The sequence below is a fragment of the Methanobrevibacter woesei genome (assembly GCF_003111605.1).
GTDB lineage: Archaea > Methanobacteriota > Methanobacteria > Methanobacteriales > Methanobacteriaceae > Methanocatella > Methanocatella woesei.
In genome coordinates, this window is record NZ_MZGU01000001.1 from 15,656 (window position 1) to 40,520 (window position 24,865).

A 24,865-nucleotide genomic window follows, 5' to 3' on the forward strand; every position below is an offset into this window, starting at 1 on the left:
TTCCTTTTAAGTAATATGATAAAATTTTTTTATAATAAGCTTTATTGATTGTTGAGTTTTTTTATAGATATATTAAATACACTTTAATATATTTAATTAATCAATTATCTAAAAGATAGTATTAAGTAATATATTCATCTTGTAACTCTTTCCTAATCTTCATTAAAAGTTTACCTAGCTTATTCTTTCCTGATCCATTGCATACTCCCCAGTACCTATCTCCCCAGGGATTTCCTTCAACTAACTCTTCATCTCCAGTAGCTAGTAACTTTTTACGCAATGTTGGATCTTGGAATTTTAGTCTTAATCCTTTCTCCATTACATGAATTTTAACCTCTTCCCAGTCCTTTCTTAAATTGACTTTTCTACCCATTTTCTTTGCTTCAGCAGGTTTTGTTGCCTGTGCAATTTTTAGTTTTTCCTCCTGATTAAAGGTTTTTTGAGCTTGAAAATAGTGTTCTACTGTTGGATAAGTGATATTTTCCTCTTCAATTGGTGATTCGTAGAAATTGCTTAAAAACCAATATTTGCCACGAAACTTGTCTATCATTGTTTATTCTCCTTAATCAGTTTAAACATGTTTTATCCATAAATGTTTAATTTAACATTTATTATTCTTTTTATCAAAAAATAAAAAATTTTTACTCATTAAGAACTTTATTCTAACATTTTATAACTCAATTAATATAATAACTTTACATAATCTTTTTCATATACATTAATTGTTTCAAGAGATTCTTCATCAAGATTCATTTTACCATAATGACTAATTTTTGGAATATTATACTCATTAATACAATCATTAACTGAATCATAAAGATTATTAATCTCATCATCAGATAAGTTTAATTTCCTTGAAAGAGTTTTTATTTTATGTAAATCCTGATTTCTTATTTTAAGTTTATGAATATTTTCAGTTTTACCATTAATTCTAACATACATTAACAATAATAATTTAAGTTCATTTAATTTATCATTAAAATTTTTATAAACATAAGATTTATGTAACAATAAGTTATACATGTCATCAGGACAATTTGCATTAATTTCAATATATTTTCTAATTAAATTATCATAAATAGTAATCAATATATCAAATGTGCTAAGTTCAGGATTTAACTCACAAATTTCAATATATTCTTTAAATGAAATAACATTGTCAATATAATATAAATAATAATCAAATTCATCTAAAAATTCTTTTCCTTTTTCAGTTAGACCATATGCATCTCCTGGGAATTCTTTATTAATTATATCAATTGTTAAATTTTCTTTAACTCTATTGATTAAAGTTTTCTTTCTTCCCCCAACTTCTAAACCATTTTTCTTTAAAACTTCTTTAATATCAGATGTTGAAGCTTCTTCTAAAACACCTAAACCATGACAATTTTTTATATGGTCTAAATTGATTGCTAAATCAAAAAATTTATTTTGTAAATAATTAGTTTCAGGAACTGTTGAAAAATCACCTTTATCAGAAGAACTGTAGTTATTAGCTAATTTTTCTATAACATATACTGGATTATTTTGGAGATAATTTAAAAATAAAATATAATTCCTTTTAAATTCAATATTTTTGGTTGTGTAAATATCAATATTTGATATATAATTGTTATTTTCATAAGAAATATAGCACCACATTTCTTTTATTAATTCTTGTTTAATATTTGAAATATCAATACCATATTTCTTAAAGATATCAACATTAATTTTTATTAATTGATTCCAAGGAATGTCACCTACTGCAGAATAATCCATTATAAATATTGTATTATAATCAATTTTATTACTTTCACGGTATTCATCAAAGAATTCACCAGAAAGAAGAGAACAGATTTCTTCCACATCTTCTAATGAAAGATTGATATCATTTTCATTTAATAATGATTTAATATCCATTCCAATTTGTTCAAATCTTTTTATAAAAGGTACATTCCTCATTTGTAAAAATAAAAAATCATAAATTTTAAATGCTATTTCTTGAGTAAGGTTAATTGAAAATTCTTTAAATGTATCAATTATAAATTTTGTTGTGTATTCTTTGTCAATTTCCTTATTAGAATTTTCAATTTCTTCTATTACATCTAAACAAATTTGATTTGCCAATTCTAGAGAAATTTCTTCATATTCATTAGATATAATATTTTTTATTGCATGAGATCTTATACTAAAATATCTGCTGTTTTTTCTAAGGTCTTCAATTACATATTTTTTTACACTAAATCCGTTTAAAGAAGTATTAGAAGAAGATCCATCAATGTAATTTATTACTAAATTAACCTTATCTGCATAAACATCATCAATATTTAATCCTTTGAGTGTAGTGTCCATATTTTCAAACATTATTTTCACCTTACAATAGTATACATATATTGTTATTAAATTATTAATTAACTTTTTTATTTAAAAATAATATTGATAAATAAATAATAAAAAACATTTGCTTATTATTTTAAGAGCCAGACTTTAGGAGTTCTAATTACTTTAACTATTGTTGAAATTAATTATTAATTTTTAAAAAGTAATTTATTACACAAAAAACAAAATATTATTAAAATTAATGGAGCATATAAATGAGTGACTTTGATAAATATCCTAAGATGTGGATGGTTAGAGCAGGTAATGAATCCTTTTTAGTTGAATATTTTATTAAATACAATATCGTTGCTGTTGGATGGGATGTACCTAACTTGAAAAATATGACAAAAGACAAAATCTTTTTCTTAATTGAATATCAATATGAATATAAAAAGCCAGCTACAAGAACTAGATATACTAATCAACTTATTGCTTTTTTTAATGAAATTTGTATTGGTGATTATGTGCTTACTTACAATCGCTATTCAAAAGATTATTATTTAGGTATAATCTGCTCTGATTATTATTTTAATGAGGATATTATTCCTTTATCACATCCTTACTATGATTTTAGTTTTTATGCCCATATTAGGGATGTTAAATGGATAACTAAATTCAAAAGAAATGAAGTAGATGAAAGATATAGGAAAAAACTAAATAATTTTTCAACAGTTTTCAAAATAAAAGATGAACTTAAAGAGAATATACTTCAGATAACTGGTGAAATCTAATAATTTAAAGTGCATTTTATCATCTAAAAAACATAATCGTTTTTAATAGTTGGAGCTATTTAATAAAAGAAAATAAGATAATATTAATTGTTTTAAAATTAATATAATATTAATATCTTGGATGTTAATCCAAATATTTACTGTATTCCCAATCAATTTTATCATTATTTTTGTATAATCTTCTTATTTCATCTCTTAGTTCCATTAAGGCAAATCCAAATAAGTTTTCCTCTCCTCCCCATTCATCATTAGAGATATAAACTAAAGATTTGTCTCCAGTATCTAAAAGAATTTGTTTTAAGTTATCGTCATTCATTATTTTATAATATGCTCCATTTAAACAAGCAGAGTATTTATAATGATTCCATAATTCTTGTTGACTTCCAGTTAGCTCAAAATCATCATTTAAATCAGTTAAATCATAGTCATCATGAGGCATATCGAATAAATCATATTTTGCACATAAAATATAATTTCTAATACTTAAAAAATGCATTGCATCCAATCTAAATTCTTCATCAACTTGCTCAAGAGTGATGAAATCATTTACGACAACATAATCTTCTTCATCTATTTTTGAATATTTTTGAATTCCATCTTTTCTCCAGAATCTTGCAAAAAATGAATATTTTTCTAGTTTTTCAGCACCGTTCTGGTCTTCTTCATCATGACATAGCCAATTTAGAGGTTGAGGGAATAATTTTTTAAACTCTTCAGTTTCACAAGGTATGTTCATCCAATAGAACTCCCCGTATCCCATTCTCCAGCCAATAGTGTAACGAGATAATTCAGGATACATTAACCATCTTGGAGCTGCAAATTTACCATCATCCAAATAAGATTTCATTTTATCTTCTCCCATATCAGCACCTATAATATGTTAAATATCGGGGAATATCACTATATATTATATCAACATCTTTTGCATAAATCACTAGCTTTTCAATGTATCTTTTTATTGTTATTTCTCTGAATTCTAATAGATTAACAAGTGTAATTTAAAGTGTCTTTTATTATCTATAAAAAACCTAAATTATAACTACATTTTTTTATTTTAACATATATTAGTCTTTATAACCAGTATATGTTGTGTAATCAACATCATCATTTGATTCAAAGTCTTCAGTTGGTGTAGCAAAAGTTATACCTCCACCACAATAAGGGCAGACAATATCATATTCTGTTACTTCTTCACCACATCTAGGGCAATGTCTAATCATAAAATCACCACATCATTATTATTGATTATAATTATAACTGCTTCTTATAAAAATATTTAATTAATTTGATTTCAATTCTTGCTGTTAATGTGTGTAATTTAAAGTGCTTTTTTAGTTATAATATAAATTGCTTCCACAGTTTGGGCAGCTGTTTCTTTTTGCTATGAATTTATGGCCACAGCGAGTACATGTGTACCTGTGTACATCACAGCTTACTGATCCTCCGCAGTGTGGACATTTTTTGTGTGGACCTGTAAATGTATTATTGCAGTGTGGACATCTGTAATGTACATTGTATGCTTCACGTGTGCGTTTTCCTTTTTTATAACCATAATAATATCCGTAAGCAGCTATTATTCCTATTATTGCTATTATTATGCTTATTCCGGATGTTGGTATAAATAATGTGAAACCAAAGAATAGAAGTATTATTGCTGATAAGAGGACGTTTCCTCCTATGCTTTCTTTTTTGGCTTTGTAGTTTCCCTGACTTGCTTGTGCTTCTTGGTATTGTCTTTTTTCTTTTTCTGCATTTTTTTGAGCATGTAATGTTAATATTATTTCTTCAGGTTCTGGCATCTTAAAATCACCATCCACCTTTTTACTTTTTTCCGAAAGTGGTTCTGTTTATTAAAAAATTAATTCTTTGATTGAATAATTATTGTATATAATATATATAAAATATGATTTTATAAGGTTAATCTATTTATGTTTAATTCAAAGTTCTTTTATTAACTATAAAAAACAAAAGAAAAGGAGAATAAAATATGGTTGTTGTTAAACCTTTGGGAGATCATGAAAAAATAGAGATAGACTTTCCAAATGGAATGCATTTATCTATAAGCTATGGAACAATAATTGATAAAGAATATTACAAAGAATCCAGATTCCGGGGAAATATAAGAAAAATTATTCTTTTAGATTCAAAAGGAGAAATTATTGACCAATTAGTAGAGAATAATCCTGATAAACCTTCAACTGAAGAGCTAAAAGAGATTTATGATAAGTTATTTCCAATTTATGCGGAATTCCAATAAAAAGGTGTTTGTTTACAATGAGTGAAAGAGCATTTGGAGATCATAAAAACAAAATAATTGAAATGGAAAAAGGCTACAAAGTAATCTTAGATTACACTAATAAAGCTAATCCTTCAACTAAAGACTTTGGAGAATGGTGTTATGATAGCCAATATCTAAGAACCAGACTTTACGATGCTAAAGGAGAATTAATTTCTTCAGCTATTGTTGAAAATCTAAATTATTATTAGTGCAGAACCGTGCTTGATTGGTTCAATTACTAATTTTCTATTTTTCCACAACACACTCTTTGATTGCTGTTGCTTCAACAAAGGACTTTTCATGTAGCTATAAGTTTTTCATAGATTATAAAATGTACTTTAAATTACACAAAGACTCATTTTAGGTTTAATTTATTTTTTCACCAAGCACCAATGCTATTGGAACTTTATTGGGATTAATTTTATTCCTTTGTCTTGTATACTTAATTTACATTAACTTAAAGAATAAAAAAGATATAACATACTCTACATTACTTATCTCTATAGTATTTTTAACTATATTAGTTGGAATTATATTATCTATCTTAATTAGACCCATATTCATTTCAAGATATATAATACCAGCACTGGGAGGATTATGGCTAGGATTTTCAATTTTACTGGATAATAGTTCTATAAATAAAAAAATGTATAATGTAATAATAATTATTGTTTTACTTATTTCAGTTGTTGGCATTATTAGCTTTTATGATATTAGCTCATCAAAATATAGTGAAACAATAGAGAATCAAGAGTTATTACATGATATAAATCAGACTGACATAACTGTTTTTAATGATAAATTAAGCTATTTAAGGTATTCTCCATATATCTCTAGCGAAAATCAATTCCATGAAGATATAGATGAAATTTTAAACAGATTTAATGGTACGATTTATGTATTTGATAAATTCAATGAAGTAAATCAATCTAATACAACCTTTGAGAAAATAGGTGTTATTAACCAAGATGATGTTTATATTGTTAAAAAAGTATAATTTAAAGTTCTTTTTATATCTATAAAAAACTATTCTGAAGACATAAATTAATCTGCTTTGATGAAAATAATAGCTATTTTTCTAAATTAAAGTTAAAATAGATTAACTAATGTTTATATATATTCTCTTTTATCAGTTAATCTACAGATTCTACAATTTACTTATGGATTGATGTATTCAACTAGTTCATGATTTACAAAATGGATTATCCATAAGCATCATATTAGATCTTCAAGACCTATATCCTTTAAAAAGATGTCTAATTTATTTCCTCTTATTCCATAATAATATCCAAGCATTAATTTAACATAAAAAGTTATTGGATCTCCATCAAAATTCCATATCTCTTTATTAGAATAATATTTTTCAAGATATTCCTCTTCACCATTGAAATAATCAATTCCAACAATTAAACTGTTAAATTCATCATATTTATTTACAAATGCTAAAACTTTATTTGTTTCAACATTAGTTTCTTCCCTATATGGCAAAATTTCATCAATGGTGCATAATTTACTGGGGTTTTTAAGATAGAATTCTTGTCTTTTCTTTAAAAACAATTCTGATAAATCATTTAGATTTTCTAATAAACTTTTAGGTATAGGTTCTTTGTCAAAATCTGCTAATTTTTCCACTAATCCTTTATAATTATTTTTAATCCTTTTTTTGTTATAAACAATAAATTTATGTGTATATTTTGTCTTCATATTTTTTATTTTCAAATATTTTTACTTATAAATGTTTTTTAACAGAAATTTATTAATATAAACTGAATAGTTAATCTCTATGAAATATAGTTAAATCTCAATTTTTTTATATATGATATATTTAATTGAAATAACTATTAATATAATTTAATTTTTGGCTTTGATTAATTATTTAATTAATTTTAAAATTAATTTTATTAATTTGTTAAATTTATCGATAAATTGAAAATTTAATTTTCTTCAATTTTTAATAAATTTGATAAATTAATCTTAATTTGAGTTTCGCATAGATTAATCCAACTTTTTAAATTAAATTAATATTGTTTTTAATGTTATTTAAAATATTGATTAAAACAATTAATATTATTCAGGTAAATATAAGTTTAATTTATCGTTACTTGGATAATTCTTTTGATGGAATTTGTTGGGTAATTTGTAAATTTGAAAAAGATGTTAAAGGAGTTTAAGTGTTTTAAATTGAAAAATTATAATTTATTGAGCTATATTAATGTAAAAAAAAGAAAATAGTTAAAGATTTTATGAAAGTAACTATTAATATACCTTCCATGAGAGAACAGAAAAAAATTTTAAGTTTCATTGAAGTGATAATGGAAAAAATCAGATTATCGGTTTAAAATTTGTTTTACTAAATCATAATGAACATCTTTAGTGTAATTTAAAGTGATTTTTATTAGCTTTAAAAAACTTCCTTAACTGAGTTTGTTCACTTCAGAAGTCTAGATTTTTATCCAAGTTACAGTGTCTATACGTTTCTATTTATAATTGCAGCTATGCTTTTTAAGTTTGATTAGCTTATTTTCAAGTATCATTGATTATTGCAGTTTTTCAGTTTCCTATTGTTATTTCCATGGCTTGTTATGTTTTAATTAGACATGTTTTATCTTGGAATTTTGTCTAAACCTTTTTTTAACATAAACTTTATATATTAATATTTTAAAATAATTGTTATATATCGCAACAATTAGGAGGTTTTTTCGTGAAAAAAGCTGAAGATGTTATTGAAGAAACACCTTTTTTAATAACACATATTATATCTATACATAAAACTCATGATATCTTTTTAAATAAGTTTATTAAAGAAAGTGGAATTAAACCTAGTCAATATTATATGTTATTGTATTTAAATGAAAATAAGGATTTTAATCAGTCTGAAATTGCTGCATGTTGTTTGATGGATCGTTGTGGTGTTTCAAGAGCTTTTAAAGAATTTGAAGAAAAGGGAATTATTACACGTGAAATTTCTAAAGAAAGCAAACGTGAATATGATGTTTCTTTAACTGAAAAAGGACAGAAAATTGTTGATTTCTTACTTAGTAAAGAATTTGAATGGGAAGAAGAAATCTGTGATAATTTTGATATAGATTCAGATGAATTGCACAGAATCATGGCTCAGTTTTCTAGATTGTCTGTAGATTTTAATAAGAAGAGATATTCTAAAAAATAATTTTTTTTACTTTTTTGTTGATAGTCGCAACATTTATATGTTAGTTTAGCTAATCTATGAACAAGATTGTTATAATTAGCAACAATTATAGGTGATTATTATGGATTATATACAATTGAATAATGGAGTAAAAATGCCCATATTAGGTTTTGGTGTTTATCAAATTACAGATTTAGAAGAATGTGAGAAAGCAGTTAGTGAAGCAATAGATGTTGGTTACAGATTAATAGATACAGCTCAAGCTTATTCTAACGAAACTGCAGTTGGAAATGCAATAAAAAAATCAGGGATTCCACGAAAAGAATTTTTTATAACAACAAAATTATGGATTTCCAATTCAGGATATGAAAATGCAAAAAAATCATTAGATGAATCACTGGAAAATTTACAAACTGATTATATTGACTTAGTTTTAATTCACCAACCTTTCGGTGATTACTATGGAACTTACAGAGCACTAGAAGATTATTATAAGAAAGGAAAAATCAAAGCTATTGGTGTAAGTAATTTTTATCCAGACAGATTAATTGATTTATTGTCTTTTAATGAAATTGTACCTGCAGTAAATCAGGTTGAAACTCATCCATTTAACCAGCAAATAGAAGCACATGGAATAATGGAAAAATATGGAGTTCAAATAAATTCATGGGCACCTTTCTGTGAAGGAATGGATAATATATTTGAAAATGAAGTTTTAAAAGAAATTGGAGAAAAATATGACAAAACTGTTGCTCAGGTAATTTTAAGATGGTTAATCCAAAGAAGTGTTGTAGTAATTCCAAAATCAGTACATAAGGAAAGAATTGAAGAAAATTTCGATGTTTTTGACTTTGAATTAAGTGAAGAAGACATGGAAACCATTAAAAGTTTAGATTGTGGAGAAAGTAAATTTTTCTCACACTATGATCCTGAAATTGTAGAATGGTTTATGACTATGAAATAAAATGATTAGTGATTCAAATGGATAAAAATAATTTAGTAATTTTAATTTTAGCATTCGGTACTTTTGGAATTCTTACAACGGAAATGGGTTTTGTAGGAATTTTGCCATTGGTTGCTACTCAATTTGGGGTAAATGTAGTTGATGCAGGGCTATTTGTAAGTTTATTTGCACTTGGTGTAGCTATTGCTGGGCTAGTAATGCCTTTACTCTTTTCTAAGGTAAATTATAAAAAATCTCTTTTATTAGTTTTAGGGATTTTTATAATTAGTAATATCTGCTTTGCATTTATAACAGATTTTAATATTGCTTTAATATTAAGAGTTATTCCTGCTTTCTTCCATCCAATATTTTGTTCATTTGCATTAACTTTAGCAGCACAATTGGCAAAAGAAGGAGAAGAACTAAAAGCAACATCTAGAGTTATTATGGGTGTTTCAGCAGGAATGATTTTAGGAGTTCCAATTGTTTCATCTTTATCTTACAGTGAATCTTTTGAACTGGCAATGTTATTCATGGCTGCAATAAATATTATTGCATTTATTAGTTTAGCAATTCTAATGCCTTCAATCAAACCAAAAGAAGGAATATCATATTCAGGACAGCTTAAAGTATTGAAAAAACCATCATTTATTTTATCAATAATTGGTGTTTTATTAATATCTGCGGGATTATACAGTGTTTACAGTTATGTTTCTCTATTTTTAGGTTTAAGTAATATAGTTGGAAACTTTTTGAGTGTTGTGTTGTTCTTATATGGTGTTTTCAGTATTTGTGGAAATTATATTGCAGGACATCTGCTTAGTAAAGTTCCAAATAAAACAGTACTAATATACCCATTTATAATTTCAATTATATTCTTATTGCTCTTTGGATTTTATGATATAGTAATGGCTATTATTATATTAATGATAATTTGGGGAGTATTTGCAGGAATTGGAAACAATATCCAGCAATTTTGGATTACATCAGCAGCACCAGAAGCACCAGAATTTGCTAATGGAATTTTTTTATCTAGTGGAAATATTGGAATTACATTAGGAACTACCTTAAGTGGAATAGCTATTTCAGCTCTTGGTGTTCGCTATATTGTATTTGTTGGAATTGTTTGTTCACTTTTAGCATTTGTTTTCTTTGTTTTAAGAAATAGAGCTAGTAAATCAGAAACTAATCTAAACTAAATCTATTTCTTATTTTTTTACATTAATATTAAATAATTTTAAAAATAAATTATTTTTCATGATTATCAATAAAAGGTCTGTAAAGTCAATACTTTCGAAGTCTAATTTACCAATTGCGGGTTTTACAGTTAATCCCTATGTAGGTTGTTCTCATGCTTGTAAATATTGTTATGCAACATTCATGAAGAGATTTACAGGACATAAAGAAGAATGGGGAACCTTTTTAGATGTTAAATATTGGCCAAAAATAAAAAATCCGTCAAAATATGATGGCGAAACAATAATTATTGGTTCAGTAACAGATGCATATAATCAGTATGAAAAAGAATATGAAAGAACCAGATATTTTTTAGAAGAAATGAGTGAAAGTAATGCTAACTTGATAATAACTACTAAATCAGATTTAGTTTTAAGAGATTTAGATTTAATTTCAAAGTTTCCAGATCCTTTAATTTCTTTTTCAATAAATACTTTAGATGAAGAATTTAAAAATGACATGGATGATGCACCTTCAATTAAAAGAAGATTAAAAGCTTTAAAAAAGATTCACAAATTAGGTATAAGAACAACTTGTTTTATATCACCAATATTTCCGGCAATTACAGATTCTATTGAAATAATTAAAGAAGTAACTGATTTTACTGATTATATTTGGCTTGAAAATCTGAATTTAAGAGCTAATTATAAAAAAACTATAATGGATTATGTTAAAAATAATTATCCTGAATTTCTTGGTTTTTATGAAGACATTTACTTAAACAAAGATATTGGTTTTTGGAAGGATTTAGATGAAAAAATAAATCAATTTTGTCAGAAAAATGGATATTTATATGTAATTGATAAAGAACCATTTTTAAATAATCCGATGGAAAAACCAATTATAATCAATTATTTTTATCATGAAAAGATTAGACAAAGTTCAAAAAATAAAAAGTAGTTTTCAAATGCTCTTATTTAATCTTTTTATAGCAAAATTTAAATAGATTTGTTAGAGGAGAATTTTATGATTATTAATGTTGGTGCAAGATCAGACATTGTTAATTATTATAGTAAATGGTTATTAAATAGGTTAAATGAAGGTTATGCATATTCTAGAAATCCATTATTTAAAAATAATGTTTCTAAATTAAGTTTAAAACTGGGTTTTTTATAGAATATAAAAGGCACTTTAAATTACACAATACTAAATGGAAATACCGTAGGAAACTTTAAATATTTTCAATGTTAATATATGCATAATACAATGTTAATATATGCATAATACAATAATTGTATTGGTTTTTTAATTGAATTATGGAGGGGTATTATGGTTAGTCCAATAGTAGCAGCTATTATTTCTTTCTTCTTCCCTGGTATTGGTCAAGTAGTACAAGGTGAAACCAAGAAAGGTATAATAATGTTTGTTGCAGCAATTGTTATTTCAATTATTTTAACTTACGCATTAGGTACCATTGGTAATATTATTTACTTAATATATGCTGTATATGCTGCATACGATGCTTATAATATGGGATAAATTAATTTTTATCCATTATTTTTTTATAAAACTTTTTTTTTTAAAACATAAATTTTGCTGATTTTCACATTAATTAACAATATTTATTAATCATCCTAACTATAATTATAATATTAAGATTTTTTTCTGAAGTTTTTTATAGAATATAAAAGGCACTTTAAATTACACATCTATTAATTATAATAATAGGAGGTCAGTCCAAAAAAAAGTGATGTATGAGATGAGTTAATTCTTATTTTTTTGGAACAAATGATTTGTTATGATACATGATATTGTAATATACTTAGCTGTAAAAAAACATTATTGCAGTTTAAAATTACGTGTTTCAAATTTAAAATATAAAAGGTTTTATATAATTCTATGAAAGTTGCTAAACGAACGAAGAAAATGAACATAGCAAGAACATCCCCATGCATTCCAAAAAGTATCCTCTTTTTTTGTTCTTCACTATGTACCGTGGACAATTAGAAAAAATAGATAAAATAATATAAAAAAAGTAGATTTTAGTCTTCAGCAAATAATTTTTCTTCATCAAATTCTTTAGGATTATCAAGAGTACCAAAAATATCAGACAAAAAACCTGCAAACATACAAAGCTCTTTCCATTCAGCAAAAGCTTTAGGACTAGTCTTATACATCCCTCTCATATGCTCCATTTTCTCTTCTTCAGTCTCAAAAAGTTCAATAGCAGCAGTATGATCAGTGTTAAATGTCCCATAACCAACACGACGACCTGCATCAAGACCATTAACTTCAAAGTATCTCATGAAACAACACTCCTTCTAATATAAAAATTCAATTTCAAAACCATAATCTGATAATTTATCTTCGTATAATTTTTTATATTTATTTTTATGTTCAGTGTAATTTAAATTGCTTTTTATAATTTATAAAAAACTTAATATGAAATATCAAAAATTAGTAGATGTATATAACCAATTAGAAGAAAATTCTAAAAGATTAGAAAAAACTAGAATACTTTCTGATTTCATAAAAGAATTAGATGATGAAACTTTATCAAAGGTAGGATTACTTATACTTGGACGTGTTTTTCCTGCATGGAGTGATAAAGAATTAGGTATAGGTAGTAAATTAGTTATGGAAGCTGTAGCTAAAGCTGTTGGAACTACTGTAGATAAAGTTGAAGATGAACTAAGAGAACAGGGAGATATTGGACTTGCATCTGTTAATTTGTTTTCTAAAAAATCTCAAACTACTTTTTTTTCACAACCATTAACTATTAAATTTGTTTTTGACAATCTTATAAAGCTTACAACAATTTCCGGCTCAAAATCTACAAGTCGCAAAATATCCATTATTCTAGAGTTATTATCCCAAGCATCAGCTACAGAAGCTAAATATTTAACACGTACTATAACTGAAGAGCTTAGAATTGGTGTTGGTGAAGGTATTGTTCGTGATGCAATAGCCGAAGCATTTAACATTGATAAGGATATTATTGATAGAGCACATATGCTTACTAATGATTTAGCTCTTATTGCAGTTGTTGCTAAAAATGAAGGTGAAGATGGACTTAAAAAATTAACATTAACTCCTGGAAAACCTGTAAAGCCTATGCTTGCACAATTATCTGAAGGAATTGAACCATCAATTAAAATGATGGGTCTTGCTATTTGTGAAACTAAATATGATGGAATTAGACTTCAGGTTCACAGAAATAAAGATGAAATTAATATTTTTACAAGAAGATTAGAAAATATTACTGAAGCAATGCCTGAAATTGTAAAAGCCGTAGATGAATATTTGCCTCATGTAAATTATATTGTTGAAGGTGAGGTAATAGCTACAAGAGATGGAAAACCATTATCTTTCCAAAATATTCTACATAGGGTTAGAAGAAAGTATAATATTGAAGAAGCTATTGAAAATGTTCCTTTAAAATTATTTTTATTTGATTTACTTTACTTTAGAAAATCAATGATTGATGAACCATTACTTAAACGTAGAAAAAAACTTGAAGAAATTGTAGATACAAGTTCTGAAGAAATTAATTTAAGTAAAATGGTCAAGGGAACTATTGATAACATTCATGAAGTTGAAGAACTATTTAAAACATCCATTGAAGAAGGACATGAGGGAATAATGATAAAAGATTCTAAAGAACCTTATATTCCCGGTCTTAGAGGTAAGAAGATGCTTAAATATAAAGCGGAACCTGAAACATTAGATGTTGTAGTAGTTGGAGGAACTCATGGAATTGGTAAAAGAAAAGACTTTATCGGCTCTTATTTAGTAGCTTTAAGAGATGAAAATGATGATTTAAAGACCGTTGCTCATGTAGCTACTGGTCTTGATGATGATACTTTAAAGTATTTAACTAAAAAAATGGAAGAATATAAGCTTTCTGAAAAAGGTACTAAAGTTACCGTAGAACCTAAAATCATTTTAGAAATTGGTTTTTCTGAAATTGTTAAAAGTCCTGAATATGAAACTGGATTTTCCTTAAGATTCCCTGTAGTTAAAAGAGTTAGAAAAGATAAAGGACTTGGTGACATTGATACAGTTGAAAGGTTAATTTCCATGTACAAATAAATTCTATTTAACTGATTCAATCATCTTTTTAACTTTTTAAGTTAAATTTTTAAAAATGGAAATTTCAGATGATAAAATATTTAAAATAGCTTTAGTAGTCAGTTTAGTTGGTATTTTAGGACTTATCTTTACATCTCCCTATATTGAAGTTAAAGAAGTAGCTATTTCAGAAATTAATAAGAACATGATTGAAGAGGAAGTTTCTATAACTGGAGTTGTTGAGAAAGTATCTAAATCTTCATCAAGTAATACTTATTTTTTAACAATAAATGATGGGACTGGGCAAATTCCAGCAATAGCCTTTGAATCTGTAGTTATTGAACTAGAAAATTCCCAAACACCTATAGATATTTTTAAAAATGAAAAAGTAATAATTACTGGAACCATTACTGAATACAATTCTAAACTAGAACTTATTATTAGTGATGGCAGTTCAATTAAGCTTGCTAACTAAATGAGTGTTTTTTGATAAAAAGGCATCAATTCCATTACTTGGATTTCCATGAATTAAAACTGTTTTATTATCTAAATTAAATAAGAAAATATTGCCATCAAAGACATATTTAGCACACAAACCATAAACACCTGAAAAACCAGAAATGTTCATTTCATTTGGATAATATCCTAACCATAAAGAAGATTCTGATAAATTAGATACCTTTTCAACTACAGTTATCTTAATAAAACCTTCACCTCCATTACTAGCTAAAGATACTATACTATCTGATTGGTTTTCAATTACATAATAAGCAGGGACCTTAAAGGTTATTCCCTGTATAACAAATTCCCTATCACCATCATCTTCAGCTGGAATGAACAATAAAGAAATAGCTAATACTAAAACTGCAAATAACAAAATAAAGATGTCGGAAGTTTTTAACATATTAACACCTTATTTTAGTTGCTGATTTACCGCCAATACATCTTCAAGTTCAAAATACCCACCATAAAAGGTAATGTTATATTTACCGTATTCCACAATGAACTTATCATTAAATGATACTCCATCTACCAAATATCCGTCAACACCTTCAATTGTAGTTGGAATTAACACTATTGGTTCTGGTTGCTGATAATCAGCTACATTATCATCTTCATAGTCTTCTTCTTCAGTATTATCAACAAAAATTTCTACATCACCTTCACTATTATTTAATACAGCATATTGATTGTGATCAAATTCTGAGTATTCAAGATTAATTTCATATCCTGGAGGAGCATATAGCATTACATCTCCTACTATAAATGATCTGGTTTCATTTATATTTTTAGGACTGTCTGATAGATAAAAAGCTCCAAATATTATTAAAACTAAAACAATAGCTACTACAGGAACAAGAATTAACTTACTTTTAGAACTATCTTTTGACATAAGCAAAAACCTCCCTTAGTTGAATATTAATTTATTGTAATAAATATAAAAGTTTTTATAAAATTACTTTAAAGTTTTAAGATAACTGTCTATCTAAAATGGTTGAAATGTGAAAAATCAGCAAATATTCCTTTTTTAAAACAAAAGTTAATATATTTTATAAAAGAAAAAAACATATTGAAAGACTTTAAGGGTTTTATTATGACAAAAGAAAAACGATTATTTGGAACTTTTGGAGTTAGAAGAACTGCAAATGATGTATTAACTCCAGAATTCGCTTCAAGATTAGCTACATGTTATGGTAATGTATTTAAAGGAAAGATAGCTGTTGGTGGAGATACAAGAACCAGTACAATTATGCTTAAAAATGCCTTAATTGCAGGATTGCTTTCTGCAGGTTGTGATGTTGTGGACTTAGGTATTTTACCAACTCCTGCAGTGTAATTTAAATTGCTTTTTATAATTTATAAAAAACGTGAAGAAGAATAATTCTTTACTTTTTTAAATCTTTTTTCCATGGGCAATAGTTACTATCCCTGGAATTTTATCTACTTTTAATTTATATATAGCTTCAATCCCTTCCTTTTCAAAAGCAACACATTCTTTTTTTAGTACTTTATTTGAAATCAGTGCAGCTGTTGGAGGGCAAACAACAAAAATAGAATTGTTTTTATTTAATTCATCAACGGTTTTTTCACTTAAAGACCCTTTTCCAATATGGATCTTAACTCCATTTTCAGATAAAAAAGGTATCGTAGACTCTATTTCATATTTATTACTTGTTGTTGGAGCTATTCCTGCATCACTTACTGCTGTGTGCATTATAGCTATTCCTTCTAAATCAAAAGGAGTTTCATTGTTTTCAATAGCTTTTACTAATTTTGGAAGTGCAGCATCTCTTCCAGTATATATAGTTCCAGATATAGCTATTTTATCTCCTACTTTTAATTGAGATATATCTTTATCTGTAGCTGGTGTTTTAACTTCAATCATAAAAATCAAAAAAATAAAATTGGTGGTAAAGAAGCTAGAAAGCTCCTCCACCTCCTCCACCAGAACCGCCACCGACGCCTCCGGCTCCATCACTTCCACTTGTAGAATGGGATGATGCAGTACTCATAACTGTTGAGAATGCTCTTCCTCCATGATAGTGGTTGTAACGGTAAAGGTCATTATATTGATAGTTTTCTGGTGATAGCTCTTTCATTGCTTTTTCAACAGCTTTAGCATCACCTAATGCTGTTGCATAAATTAAATATTTATTCCAGATTACTACAGATTGTGGTGGGTGTTCTTTAATTAAAGAAAAGTCTTTAAGAAACTTAGAGAAATTCTCCCATTTTTTAGATTCTTCTCTTCCGTATTTTGTCCATTTTCCACCATAACGGTTATTTAATGTTAAAAGAATTACACCTATTGCTACTGTTCCTAATGCTATCATTCTTGCCATTACGGTCATAGGAACTTGCGGACTAGAAAACATTGCAATGATTATAACTATTATGGATGCTACTATAAGAATTAGTGCATACATAGTTATTTGGTCATGACCTTCATTATCAAAGTATTTTTCAAGTTCTGGTTTAACATATTCTTTTTCATAGCTTTTGACAGTATCTTTATATATTTCTTCAAAGATATCTGCTTCAGTTCTATTTTTAAGTTTTTTTGTCATTTCTTTTAGGCTAACTTCTCCTTCTTCTGCATATCTCTCTAAAATTGCTAAAAATTTAATTTCGTACTCCTCTAAACCTTCAACGTTCTCATATTTAATTTTAAATATTAAATTATCTTCAGATCCGTTGATTTCAATTATTCCTCTATCGATTAAATCCATAATAACTGCTTGGAATCCTTTGTCACTACAGTACCCTACATCGTCATCTTTTCCAAACATTGCATTTACAAACAATGGTGGGAGATCACTTGGTGGCTCTCTCTCATATTCTCCAATATAATCTATTTTTGGTTCACGACCATGCTTTAAATAAGATCTTAATGGAATTATTAAAGAAAGCAGTAAAAGTATTGGGATTATGGTATATAATGTTTCATTGAATTTTATAGAATTTTCATAATCATCCTGAATTTTATGAATTGTTTCATATCCATTTTCATGGACTATCTTTGCATATGGAGTTTCATTTGCAAACTGATTTAATGGAATGATTGATCTTAATTCTAAATACTCTCCACTTTCTAGTTTTCCTGTATTAATTGTTAATATAGATCCATCCCATGTTTCTGATGATTTTAAGAAATAAGGATTAATCCAGTATTCAATTCCTTCTGATGAATTAAACTGAACCATAGCAGTTAATGAATCAACATCAACATCCCATTCTTCACCCCATAACTTATATTGTAATTCTCCAACATCATTATAAATTTTAACAACACCATCATGGATATAATTGTAATTTATAGTTACTGTTGTATCTTTAATAGGCTGGGTATGTGCTTCATCAGAATAAAGATAAACTCGAATAGTAGTGGATTCATTGAAATTTAAAACTTTATAAGTAAAATAAGCACCGTCAACGGTTATATTAATATTAGAAATGCTCTCTCCAGGTTTCAGAGGTATATCTCTATAAACACCATTAAATTCTCCATCGAATTTATACTGGTAAAATTCGCTAACATAAAGATCCCCTAAAGAACCTACTGTTAAAATTATATCTCCTTTTTCTATACTGTATGATCTGTCTTCATCAGCAGCAGAAATAACGGAGATAGAGGATAATAGCAATATAGCTATTATCGATAAACCTATTATCCGTTTATTCATTTAAATCACTAAAATTTCACATTAGGAACTGTAGCAGCACTTTCTTCAGCTTCAAAGAAATCTTCTTCTTTAAAACCAAACATGCTAGCTATAAAGTTACTTGGGAATGTTTCACATAAATTGTTGTACATTAAAACAGTATCATTGTAGAATTGTCTGCTATATGAAATTTTATTTTCAGTTTCAGATAACTGATTTTGTAAATCTAAAAAGTTTTGATTTGCTTTTAAATCAGGATAATTTTCAGCTATTGCAAATAAAGATTTTAAAGTATCTGTTATCATATTATTAGCTGTAGCTGCTTCTTTAACTGTTGATGCATTTTGCATTGCAGATCTAGCTTCAGTGACCTGGTTAAATGTTTGGTTTTCATGTGTTGCATATCCTTTAACAGTTTCCACAAGATTTGGAATTAAGTCTGCACGTCTTGTAAGTTGTACATCAATTTGAGCCCATGCATTTTTAACTTTATTTCTTGCTTGAACTAGTTGGTTGTAAAGGTGAATAAATACAACTACTACAATTAAAATAATTGCTATAATAATGATTATTCCTAACATTTTTCATCTACCTTTTTACTCCAATCCATGTATATTTGATAACATAATAGCTACATCACTTTCATCTGGTTCTCCAACAATTGTGTATCCATAAGTATGGGTTCCAAATGGGAAAAAGCCTACTTCCATAGCCATACCTTCCCAGGTATACTTAATTCCATAAAATGGTATTCCATTATATTCTCTATCAACTGGAGTACTACCTGGTTCGTTTTCAAGTAAATTCTCTCTACCTGTTACTGGATCTATATCATATTGTTCTGTTGTTATTTTAACAAATTGGCCTTCTGAATTTATAACACTTTGTTCATCATCAGCAGATGAATCATCTGTATAAGTAGAAGGATAATCAAATATTGTACCGCTAACAAGGTCTGAGTTAACATCTATATTAATATTCTCTTCAATTTGACCTGTTCCACCTAAAAATCCAATAGCGGTGGTAACTACTAAAAGTACTATCCATAATATGAGAACCTTCCCCCAGGATATTTTTTTACCTTGGGGAGTTTCTTTATGGAAATATGCGCTTACTTGTGCATCTAATTCATTAAATTTGTCGAGAAAGCTCATTTTTAAGCCCCTCCTTTAAGGTTTTCATTATAGAAATAATTTCCATTATGTTGATTAATAGCTCTTGCACTTAAGAATGCATCAATTACCATAATTAAGAATACAATCCAGTATAGAGTCATATTAATTAGTTGACAAATAGTTAAAACTATCATGAAAACTATTCCTTTTAAAATTTGGCCGTTATAAAATTGTCCAAGTGCAGGAAGAATACATAAAATAACAGAAACAATTACATTTTTCTTATATACAATTCCAGCTCCAGAAGTGGTTACTGGTTCTTCTTTTATTTGGGCTACTTCATTCACTTTTTCAGCTTTTGGCTGTGAAGTTTGAGTAGTTTGTTCTGTAGAAGTTTCTGTTGTGGTTTTGGTTGTATTAAGCGCTTCCCCACAATTTTCACAAAATTTACTATTTTCTTTTACTTCTTTTCCACAATTAGGGCAAAATTTAGCCAATCTAATCACCATTTAATATATATGTTTACATAATAATATATAATTTATTATTTAATCTTAGGGTTTATATTGATTATAATCTTATTTTAATGGTAATTAGGTATTTATCTATTATTTGAATGATTATAAATCATTTTATTTAAAAATTAGCTTATGTTATCCTTACTTTTTAATTTTTTATTAGATTCAGCTTTATTTATATAATGGTGAATATTATTTTAAAAAAGTAAAATTAATTAAAAATTGTATTTTAATTGTTTTTAGTTTTTAATATTGATAAATTATTTAAATACTTATTAACATAATTATTAATTGTTTGTAATTGTCATGATTATTAATTATTTTAGGAGATTCTAATGATTAAAATAGATGAAAGATTATGTAAAGGTTGTGTGTAATTTAAATTGCTTTTTATAATTTATAAAAAACTAATTAAGGAGGTTATTTTTTTATGCTATTTAAAGAACCTAAAGGGTCTAAGTACCAGATTATTAATTTTCCTAATGGAATGAAAATTATAATAGATTATGATCGTGCACCCATAGAAGAAGTGAAAAACAGTCCTGCAAATAAAGATCCTAAAATGATTTGGAAAAATGGTCGTAGATGTGATGATAATATTCAAAGAGTCAGGTTATATGATGAAAAAGGAAAACTTTTAACCACTTCTATTGAAGAAATTACATGGGACCGTGGAGGGCATCCAGATGCTGTACCCCTTAGAGGAAAAATTCGTTATTTAGAAAATGAAATTCTTAAATTAAAAGACCAGTTAAATGAAAATGGTATTCATTGCGATTACTAAAAAAAAATAAGGTGATGCAATGAAAAAGATGAAACTACCATCTAAAGACTGTATTGATGAGATAATTGAGAAACAAGTTGCAGGAAAAGGATATCCTTGCTATTTTAGCAGCATACTCAAATGTGTAATTTAAATTGCTTTTTATAATTTATAAAAAACCCTTACTAATTTTTCTTATTTTACTAATTTAAATAGCTAATTGAGCTTCTTTTAAAAATATTATTAGGAAACCTATTTTGTATTACTTTTTCATAAGGGGTTTCCTAATTACCATTGAAGATAAAATCCTTCATATTCACCATCACCAATTAAAGTATCAACAAGAACTGAACATTGATTATCAATAATTTCAAGATAGGATACTTTTTCATCCCCATAACTTATTTCTGAATGTAATTTATCCATTATTGCTGCTGCTAATATTTTTCTTGATTCTAGATTTAATGCATTATTTCTATGATCTATTGAATCTTCATCTATCTGTTTATAGTTTATTAATTTGATTACAGTTTTATCTACAATTTGCTGTCTAAATTCTTCAATTAAATCATAGGTTAGGCTTGTTCGCTTATATCTGTCTGCATGTAAAAAACCACAGTATGCATCAAGTCCATGAAGTAGTATTGATTTTGTTATTTGTGAGGCTAATATTGCATATCCATAGTTCAACATTGCATTGACAACATCATTTTCTGGCTTTTGGTTTCTATTTTTGAAATTAACTGATTCTGGAAGCAGCATTGAAATTGAATCCCAATATAGAACAGAAACTTTTCCTTCAATACCCATTATTACATTTTTAATTGATGAATCATCTCTTATCTCTAATTTTTCCAGTTCTATTAGATATTCTTTTATTTTATTCTCATTTTCTTTTACTTTCTTTATTTTTTTATTTTTGTTTAATGTTTTAATTGTTGATTTCTGATTTTTTATTTTTGTTTTTACAATTTCAATAGCTATTTTAAGTCCTTTTTCATTATCTGATGATCTGTATTGTTCCTTTTTCAGCTGAACATATTTCTGATTTGGTGTTTCCAATATGTATTCTACTTGACCAAAGTAGTTTACTGTGATTAAATTAACATTATTTCTTGAAAGAAGGGATAATGCATCAAATGTGATATATCCTTTCCCAACAATGGTTATATCATCAATATCATCTGCAGGAATTTTATATATTAATTCATCCTTTTCTTTAACTACAATCTGATTGTCCTTCTTATGAATGGACTTGTTGTAGCCTTCTATTATCAATTTCATAATACCACATACCATTTATTTTCACTTAATATCTCTTTTCCAATGGTTTCTATCTTATTATAACATCCTTTACATAATGGGATTATCATGATGAATCCTTTTTTAATATTTTTTTCTTTTATTTTTCTTTTTAATTCCTTGAATTCAATATTTGATAAATCTGTGCTGTATGATGTTTCAGTTATTTTTTTAAACCCATAATAATCTAGAATTCCTGTAAGAATGTTTGTATCCTGTTTAAATCTCATCTCAAATATAATTAAAATATTCATTATCTTTGACACCTCTTAAGACTATTTTATTATAAAATTAATAATTATTTTTTATTATTAAATTAACTTTTAAAGTATATTTTAATATTAGTTAAATAAATAAAAAAGACTTAAATAATTTGCATTCAAAAAATAGTATTATATTTTAAAGGTGTATATAATGGATAAATGTCCAAAATGTGGTAAAAAACTTAAAAGTAATGCTAAATTCTGTACTGCTTGCGGATATTCAATTGAAAATAAAGAAACTAAAAACAATAAAAATAGTCTCAATTTAACAAATATCCTATTAATCATCATAGCTGTTTGCTGTATTGCTTTAATAGGTTTATTTGCTACTGGTGTTTTCCCAGCAGACAATCAGGAAGTTGCAGCACCTACTGAAAATAACACAACTGAAGCTCCAGTAGCTTCTGTCAGTGAAAATGAATCAGAAGATGAAACTACTGAATATTATGCAAGTTCAAAGACAGATAAGTTCCATTTACCTAACTGTGAATGGGCTCAAAAGATTAGTCCCCAAAATTTAGTAACTTTCAATTCCAGGGAAGCAGCACTTGATAGTGGTAGAACACCATGTAGTGTTTGTAACCCTTAATTTTATTTTTTTATTTTTCTTGCAAAATTCATTTTTTATATTTCTAACATTTCCTTCTTAACAAAACTAATTTTTTGTTTTTAGATATACAATCAAAACTTGAATTAAAAATCTTAAGAAAATTTTTTTGAAATTAATTTTTTAATACTTTTTACTATTATAGTATTAAAGTATAATTTCAAGTGTAAAATAAGGGAAAAATCATCAAAATTTTAAAATTTGCAAAACTATCAAATATGCCATAGTTACATCTACATGTATTGATTAAAATTCATTATTTTCTTCAAGTTTTTTCAAGCAAAAAATTGAGAATAAATTTTACTTCGTTATAGTATAGTTTAATGAACTAAAATTTAGAGATGATCTCAATGAAGAAAAAAATTAAAAAATTTGACTTCAGAAATAAAAAAATTTTATAAAAAAATTAAAATTGTTAAAAGTAGTAAATATTGATAACTGCATATATATGTAGTTAGTGCAAATAGCTATTTTCTAAAAAAATAAAAAAAAGAGTAGAATAATACTACAATACATATAATAAGTATTATATGTAATAGTATTATTATTCTACTATATCAATGAACTCTTCAACATCAGTTTGTGTTCCACCCCTAAACTGACCATTACCATCTCTATCTTCCCAACCAAAAGGAGTATATACAAAATGACCAGAACTATCATCTCTTAAATAAGTATCAGTAGCAGCATCATAATGATATACATCATTACCATAACCCCAAGGATCATATTCTTCACTACTAGTTGATGTAGGAGTATTTACTTCAGGAGCAATACTTGTATTAGTAGTATTATTAATATATTTATTAGAGTAATCAGTATTATTATTGTTTGAAAGAACTAAAAATGATGCTAGAGCAATACAAACAATAACAATAATTATCAGCACAATAATTAAGTACTTATTGTTCCCTTTAATGTCCATTAAATCACCATTTATTTAAATTTTGCAAAAAATGTATTATTTCAATAAATCCATGTATATGTAGCTAGTGCAAATAGCTATTTTCTAAAAAAATAAAAAAAGAATTTAAGACAAATCTATAAATCACCTACTTCTTTTCTAAATTCAATAACTTCGCTTTGAGTTGAACCAGAAAACTGTTGTGGCATATCAACATTAACCCAAGATCTGCCCTCATATATGTAATGGTCTGAACTGTCATCTCTTAGATAAGTATCAGTAGCTGCATCATAGTGATAGATATCATTTCCATATCCATAAGGGTCATAATCTTCACTAGATTCTACAGGTTCTGGAGAAGAATTAACCTCTGTTGCAACGGTTGTATTGTTAATGGAAGAAGTATTATTAACTTCTTCACTGTCATTATCAATAGTTAACAGTACAGCTCCAACAAGAACACAACATACTATGATAATTATTAATAAAATTAACAAAAGTTTATTAAGTTTCATTGTTATCAGA

At 26.6% G+C, this 24,865-nt stretch carries 32 protein-coding genes and 1 pseudogene; 15 read left to right on the forward strand and 18 right to left on the reverse strand.

From position 1 onward, the window contains the following. Positions 1-121: 121 nt before the first annotated feature. Complete coding sequence (locus MBBWO_RS00080; protein WP_116668853.1) at positions 122-550, reverse strand: NADAR family protein; 429 nt, start codon at positions 548-550, stop codon at positions 122-124. Positions 551-681: 131 nt separating this feature from the next. Next, positions 682-2,343, reverse strand: a complete 1,662-nt coding sequence (locus MBBWO_RS00085; protein ID WP_116668854.1) for an SAP domain-containing protein — start codon at positions 2,341-2,343, stop codon at positions 682-684. A 230-nt stretch (positions 2,344-2,573) separates the two neighbouring features. Between MBBWO_RS00085 and MBBWO_RS00090 the strand changes: the two genes are divergently transcribed. Next, positions 2,574-3,089, forward strand: a complete 516-nt coding sequence (locus tag MBBWO_RS00090; RefSeq protein ID WP_116668855.1) for a hypothetical protein — start codon at positions 2,574-2,576, stop codon at positions 3,087-3,089. Positions 3,090-3,213: 124 nt separating this feature from the next. Here the strand turns inward: MBBWO_RS00090 and MBBWO_RS00095 are convergent, their stop codons facing one another. From MBBWO_RS00095 to MBBWO_RS00105, 3 genes are all read right to left on the reverse strand, one after another. Beyond that, positions 3,214-3,951 carry an NADAR domain-containing protein gene (locus tag MBBWO_RS00095; protein WP_116668856.1) on the reverse strand — a complete coding sequence of 246 codons (738 nt, stop codon included), beginning with the start codon at positions 3,949-3,951 and terminating at the stop codon, positions 3,214-3,216. Positions 3,952-4,153: 202 nt separating this feature from the next. Continuing rightward, the gene (locus MBBWO_RS00100; RefSeq protein WP_116668857.1) at positions 4,154-4,309 is read right to left on the reverse strand and encodes a zinc ribbon domain-containing protein; all 156 of its coding nucleotides are present in this window, start codon (positions 4,307-4,309) and stop codon (positions 4,154-4,156) included. Positions 4,310-4,420: 111 nt separating this feature from the next. After that, positions 4,421-4,888, reverse strand: a complete 468-nt coding sequence (locus MBBWO_RS00105) for a hypothetical protein (RefSeq protein WP_116668858.1) — start codon at positions 4,886-4,888, stop codon at positions 4,421-4,423. 188 nt (positions 4,889-5,076) lie between these two features. On the opposite strand from MBBWO_RS00105, the gene MBBWO_RS00110 reads away from it, so the two are divergent. The 3 genes from MBBWO_RS00110 to MBBWO_RS08270 all read left to right on the forward strand — a co-directional run bounded on the left by MBBWO_RS00110 (position 5,077) and on the right by MBBWO_RS08270 (position 6,364). Then, positions 5,077-5,346, forward strand: a complete 270-nt coding sequence (locus tag MBBWO_RS00110) for a hypothetical protein (protein WP_116668859.1) — start codon at positions 5,077-5,079, stop codon at positions 5,344-5,346. Between the two features lie 17 nt (positions 5,347-5,363). Next, the gene (locus tag MBBWO_RS00115; RefSeq protein ID WP_116668860.1) at positions 5,364-5,576 is read left to right on the forward strand and encodes a hypothetical protein; all 213 of its coding nucleotides are present in this window, start codon (positions 5,364-5,366) and stop codon (positions 5,574-5,576) included. Positions 5,577-6,013: 437 nt separating this feature from the next. Beyond that, positions 6,014-6,364, forward strand: a complete 351-nt coding sequence (locus tag MBBWO_RS08270) for a hypothetical protein (protein ID WP_133241499.1) — start codon at positions 6,014-6,016, stop codon at positions 6,362-6,364. A gap of 218 nt (positions 6,365-6,582) precedes the next feature. On the opposite strand, the gene MBBWO_RS00125 is transcribed toward MBBWO_RS08270, so the two are convergent. Continuing rightward, the gene (locus MBBWO_RS00125) at positions 6,583-6,999 is read right to left on the reverse strand and encodes a hypothetical protein (RefSeq protein ID WP_243408436.1); all 417 of its coding nucleotides are present in this window, start codon (positions 6,997-6,999) and stop codon (positions 6,583-6,585) included. Positions 7,000-8,068: 1,069 nt separating this feature from the next. Here MBBWO_RS00125 and MBBWO_RS00130 point away from each other — a divergent pair. From MBBWO_RS00130 to MBBWO_RS00155, 6 genes are all read left to right on the forward strand, one after another. After that, a complete protein-coding gene (locus MBBWO_RS00130) occupies positions 8,069-8,536 on the forward strand; it encodes a MarR family winged helix-turn-helix transcriptional regulator (RefSeq protein ID WP_116668863.1) in 468 nt (155 codons plus the stop codon). A 100-nt stretch (positions 8,537-8,636) separates the two neighbouring features. After that, positions 8,637-9,479 carry an aldo/keto reductase gene (locus MBBWO_RS00135; RefSeq protein ID WP_116668864.1) on the forward strand — a complete coding sequence of 281 codons (843 nt, stop codon included), beginning with the start codon at positions 8,637-8,639 and terminating at the stop codon, positions 9,477-9,479. A gap of 17 nt (positions 9,480-9,496) precedes the next feature. After that, positions 9,497-10,657 (forward strand): MFS transporter, encoded by a 1,161-nt coding sequence (locus MBBWO_RS00140; RefSeq protein ID WP_116668865.1) that lies wholly within the window; start codon positions 9,497-9,499, stop codon positions 10,655-10,657. 58 nt (positions 10,658-10,715) lie between these two features. Continuing rightward, positions 10,716-11,594, forward strand: coding sequence for a radical SAM mobile pair protein B (locus tag MBBWO_RS00145; protein ID WP_116668866.1), 879 nt, complete (start codon positions 10,716-10,718; stop codon positions 11,592-11,594). Positions 11,595-11,660: 66 nt separating this feature from the next. Beyond that, positions 11,661-11,810 (forward strand): DUF1848 family protein, encoded by a 150-nt coding sequence (locus MBBWO_RS00150; protein WP_116668867.1) that lies wholly within the window; start codon positions 11,661-11,663, stop codon positions 11,808-11,810. Between the two features lie 153 nt (positions 11,811-11,963). Then, entirely contained in the window at positions 11,964-12,173 is a 210-nt protein-coding gene (locus MBBWO_RS00155) for a DUF6677 family protein (RefSeq protein ID WP_019262175.1), read from the forward strand. A 503-nt stretch (positions 12,174-12,676) separates the two neighbouring features. On the opposite strand, the gene MBBWO_RS00160 is transcribed toward MBBWO_RS00155, so the two are convergent. Next, a complete protein-coding gene (locus MBBWO_RS00160; RefSeq protein ID WP_116668868.1) occupies positions 12,677-12,940 on the reverse strand; it encodes a hypothetical protein in 264 nt (87 codons plus the stop codon). A gap of 136 nt (positions 12,941-13,076) precedes the next feature. On the opposite strand from MBBWO_RS00160, the gene MBBWO_RS00165 reads away from it, so the two are divergent. After that, positions 13,077-14,726: an ATP-dependent DNA ligase gene (locus MBBWO_RS00165; RefSeq protein WP_116668907.1), complete on the forward strand. Its 1,650-nt coding sequence runs from the start codon at positions 13,077-13,079 to the stop codon at positions 14,724-14,726. Positions 14,727-14,781: 55 nt separating this feature from the next. After that, positions 14,782-15,180, forward strand: a complete 399-nt coding sequence (locus MBBWO_RS00170) for an exodeoxyribonuclease VII large subunit (RefSeq protein WP_116668869.1) — start codon at positions 14,782-14,784, stop codon at positions 15,178-15,180. Here the strand turns inward: MBBWO_RS00170 and MBBWO_RS00175 are convergent. Both MBBWO_RS00175 and MBBWO_RS00180 read right to left on the reverse strand, forming a co-directional pair. Further along, positions 15,160-15,609: a hypothetical protein gene (locus MBBWO_RS00175; protein ID WP_116668870.1), complete on the reverse strand. Its 450-nt coding sequence runs from the start codon at positions 15,607-15,609 to the stop codon at positions 15,160-15,162. The two genes, MBBWO_RS00170 and MBBWO_RS00175, sit on opposite strands and share 21 nt — an antisense overlap. A 9-nt stretch (positions 15,610-15,618) precedes the next feature. After that, positions 15,619-16,098 carry a hypothetical protein gene (locus MBBWO_RS00180; RefSeq protein ID WP_116668871.1) on the reverse strand — a complete coding sequence of 160 codons (480 nt, stop codon included), beginning with the start codon at positions 16,096-16,098 and terminating at the stop codon, positions 15,619-15,621. Positions 16,099-16,299: 201 nt separating this feature from the next. Between MBBWO_RS00180 and MBBWO_RS00185 the strand changes: the two are divergent. Further along, positions 16,300-16,539: pseudogene (locus MBBWO_RS00185) on the forward strand (phosphoglucosamine mutase); the annotation flags it as partial. Between the two features lie 60 nt (positions 16,540-16,599). Here the strand turns inward: MBBWO_RS00185 and MBBWO_RS00190 are convergent. From MBBWO_RS00190 to MBBWO_RS00210, 5 genes are read right to left on the reverse strand one after another with little or no spacing between them, the layout of a single operon-like run. Continuing rightward, the gene (locus MBBWO_RS00190) at positions 16,600-17,091 is read right to left on the reverse strand and encodes a fumarate hydratase C-terminal domain-containing protein (RefSeq protein WP_116668908.1); all 492 of its coding nucleotides are present in this window, start codon (positions 17,089-17,091) and stop codon (positions 16,600-16,602) included. Between the two features lie 34 nt (positions 17,092-17,125). Next, positions 17,126-18,889, reverse strand: coding sequence for a DUF2207 domain-containing protein (locus MBBWO_RS00195; protein ID WP_116668872.1), 1,764 nt, complete (start codon positions 18,887-18,889; stop codon positions 17,126-17,128). A gap of 8 nt (positions 18,890-18,897) precedes the next feature. Continuing rightward, positions 18,898-19,449, reverse strand: coding sequence for a LemA family protein (locus MBBWO_RS00200; RefSeq protein WP_116668873.1), 552 nt, complete (start codon positions 19,447-19,449; stop codon positions 18,898-18,900). Between the two features lie 15 nt (positions 19,450-19,464). Then, positions 19,465-20,022, reverse strand: a complete 558-nt coding sequence (locus MBBWO_RS00205) for a hypothetical protein (RefSeq protein WP_116668874.1) — start codon at positions 20,020-20,022, stop codon at positions 19,465-19,467. A gap of 2 nt (positions 20,023-20,024) precedes the next feature. Then, positions 20,025-20,480 (reverse strand): zinc-ribbon domain-containing protein, encoded by a 456-nt coding sequence (locus tag MBBWO_RS00210; protein WP_165807900.1) that lies wholly within the window; start codon positions 20,478-20,480, stop codon positions 20,025-20,027. A 451-nt stretch (positions 20,481-20,931) separates the two neighbouring features. Here MBBWO_RS00210 and MBBWO_RS00215 point away from each other — a divergent pair, with 451 nt between their 5' ends. Continuing rightward, the gene (locus MBBWO_RS00215) at positions 20,932-21,285 is read left to right on the forward strand and encodes a hypothetical protein (protein WP_116668876.1); all 354 of its coding nucleotides are present in this window, start codon (positions 20,932-20,934) and stop codon (positions 21,283-21,285) included. A 267-nt stretch (positions 21,286-21,552) separates the two neighbouring features. Here the strand turns inward: MBBWO_RS00215 and cas1 are convergent, their stop codons facing one another. Beyond that, complete coding sequence (cas1, locus tag MBBWO_RS00220) at positions 21,553-22,548, reverse strand: CRISPR-associated endonuclease Cas1 (RefSeq protein WP_116668877.1); 996 nt, start codon at positions 22,546-22,548, stop codon at positions 21,553-21,555. Further along, positions 22,545-22,820 carry a CRISPR-associated endonuclease Cas2 gene (cas2, locus tag MBBWO_RS00225; RefSeq protein ID WP_116668878.1) on the reverse strand — a complete coding sequence of 92 codons (276 nt, stop codon included), beginning with the start codon at positions 22,818-22,820 and terminating at the stop codon, positions 22,545-22,547. Before cas2 ends, cas1 begins: the two co-directional genes overlap by 4 nt. A gap of 160 nt (positions 22,821-22,980) precedes the next feature. Between cas2 and MBBWO_RS00230 the strand changes: the two genes are divergently transcribed. Next, positions 22,981-23,418, forward strand: coding sequence for a zinc-ribbon domain-containing protein (locus tag MBBWO_RS00230; RefSeq protein ID WP_116668879.1), 438 nt, complete (start codon positions 22,981-22,983; stop codon positions 23,416-23,418). A 562-nt stretch (positions 23,419-23,980) separates the two neighbouring features. Here MBBWO_RS00230 and MBBWO_RS00235 read toward each other — a convergent pair. Together MBBWO_RS00235 and MBBWO_RS00240 are read right to left on the reverse strand one after the other, a co-directional pair. Next, positions 23,981-24,361 carry a hypothetical protein gene (locus MBBWO_RS00235; RefSeq protein ID WP_116668880.1) on the reverse strand — a complete coding sequence of 127 codons (381 nt, stop codon included), beginning with the start codon at positions 24,359-24,361 and terminating at the stop codon, positions 23,981-23,983. Positions 24,362-24,477: 116 nt separating this feature from the next. After that, complete coding sequence (locus MBBWO_RS00240) at positions 24,478-24,855, reverse strand: hypothetical protein (RefSeq protein WP_116668881.1); 378 nt, start codon at positions 24,853-24,855, stop codon at positions 24,478-24,480. Positions 24,856-24,865: the final 10 nt, after the last annotated feature.

Excerpts from the sequence above, each read along its gene's own strand:
- MBBWO_RS00230 (WP_116668879.1), top strand. The coding sequence starts at position 22,981 with ATGGATAAATGTCCAAAATGTGGTAAAAAACTTAAAAGTAATGCTAAA.
- MBBWO_RS00135 (WP_116668864.1), top strand. The coding sequence starts at position 8,637 with ATGGATTATATACAATTGAATAATGGAGTAAAAATGCCCATATTAGGT.
- MBBWO_RS00175 (WP_116668870.1), bottom strand. The coding sequence starts at position 15,609 with ATGTTAAAAACTTCCGACATCTTTATTTTGTTATTTGCAGTTTTAGTA.
- MBBWO_RS00180 (WP_116668871.1), bottom strand. The coding sequence starts at position 16,098 with ATGTCAAAAGATAGTTCTAAAAGTAAGTTAATTCTTGTTCCTGTAGTA.
- MBBWO_RS00170 (WP_116668869.1), top strand. The coding sequence starts at position 14,782 with ATGGAAATTTCAGATGATAAAATATTTAAAATAGCTTTAGTAGTCAGT.
- MBBWO_RS00205 (WP_116668874.1), bottom strand. The coding sequence starts at position 20,022 with ATGAGCTTTCTCGACAAATTTAATGAATTAGATGCACAAGTAAGCGCA.
- MBBWO_RS00240 (WP_116668881.1), bottom strand. The coding sequence starts at position 24,855 with ATGAAACTTAATAAACTTTTGTTAATTTTATTAATAATTATCATAGTA.
- MBBWO_RS00110 (WP_116668859.1), top strand. The coding sequence starts at position 5,077 with ATGGTTGTTGTTAAACCTTTGGGAGATCATGAAAAAATAGAGATAGAC.
- MBBWO_RS00215 (WP_116668876.1), top strand. The coding sequence starts at position 20,932 with ATGCTATTTAAAGAACCTAAAGGGTCTAAGTACCAGATTATTAATTTT.
- MBBWO_RS00150 (WP_116668867.1), top strand. The coding sequence starts at position 11,661 with ATGATTATTAATGTTGGTGCAAGATCAGACATTGTTAATTATTATAGT.
- cas1 (WP_116668877.1), bottom strand. The coding sequence starts at position 22,548 with ATGAAATTGATAATAGAAGGCTACAACAAGTCCATTCATAAGAAGGAC.
- MBBWO_RS00140 (WP_116668865.1), top strand. The coding sequence starts at position 9,497 with ATGGATAAAAATAATTTAGTAATTTTAATTTTAGCATTCGGTACTTTT.
- MBBWO_RS00195 (WP_116668872.1), bottom strand. The coding sequence starts at position 18,889 with ATGAATAAACGGATAATAGGTTTATCGATAATAGCTATATTGCTATTA.
- MBBWO_RS00100 (WP_116668857.1), bottom strand. The coding sequence starts at position 4,309 with ATGATTAGACATTGCCCTAGATGTGGTGAAGAAGTAACAGAATATGAT.
- MBBWO_RS00145 (WP_116668866.1), top strand. The coding sequence starts at position 10,716 with ATGATTATCAATAAAAGGTCTGTAAAGTCAATACTTTCGAAGTCTAAT.
- MBBWO_RS00095 (WP_116668856.1), bottom strand. The coding sequence starts at position 3,951 with ATGGGAGAAGATAAAATGAAATCTTATTTGGATGATGGTAAATTTGCA.
- MBBWO_RS08270 (WP_133241499.1), top strand. The coding sequence starts at position 6,014 with ATGTATAATGTAATAATAATTATTGTTTTACTTATTTCAGTTGTTGGC.
- MBBWO_RS00235 (WP_116668880.1), bottom strand. The coding sequence starts at position 24,361 with ATGGACATTAAAGGGAACAATAAGTACTTAATTATTGTGCTGATAATT.
- MBBWO_RS00155 (WP_019262175.1), top strand. The coding sequence starts at position 11,964 with ATGGTTAGTCCAATAGTAGCAGCTATTATTTCTTTCTTCTTCCCTGGT.
- MBBWO_RS00165 (WP_116668907.1), top strand. The coding sequence starts at position 13,077 with ATGAAATATCAAAAATTAGTAGATGTATATAACCAATTAGAAGAAAAT.
- MBBWO_RS00090 (WP_116668855.1), top strand. The coding sequence starts at position 2,574 with ATGAGTGACTTTGATAAATATCCTAAGATGTGGATGGTTAGAGCAGGT.
- MBBWO_RS00080 (WP_116668853.1), bottom strand. The coding sequence starts at position 550 with ATGATAGACAAGTTTCGTGGCAAATATTGGTTTTTAAGCAATTTCTAC.
- MBBWO_RS00115 (WP_116668860.1), top strand. The coding sequence starts at position 5,364 with ATGAGTGAAAGAGCATTTGGAGATCATAAAAACAAAATAATTGAAATG.
- MBBWO_RS00085 (WP_116668854.1), bottom strand. The coding sequence starts at position 2,343 with ATGTTTGAAAATATGGACACTACACTCAAAGGATTAAATATTGATGAT.
- cas2 (WP_116668878.1), bottom strand. The coding sequence starts at position 22,820 with ATGAATATTTTAATTATATTTGAGATGAGATTTAAACAGGATACAAAC.
- MBBWO_RS00160 (WP_116668868.1), bottom strand. The coding sequence starts at position 12,940 with ATGAGATACTTTGAAGTTAATGGTCTTGATGCAGGTCGTCGTGTTGGT.
- MBBWO_RS00190 (WP_116668908.1), bottom strand. The coding sequence starts at position 17,091 with ATGATTGAAGTTAAAACACCAGCTACAGATAAAGATATATCTCAATTA.
- MBBWO_RS00105 (WP_116668858.1), bottom strand. The coding sequence starts at position 4,888 with ATGCCAGAACCTGAAGAAATAATATTAACATTACATGCTCAAAAAAAT.
- MBBWO_RS00200 (WP_116668873.1), bottom strand. The coding sequence starts at position 19,449 with ATGTTAGGAATAATCATTATTATAGCAATTATTTTAATTGTAGTAGTT.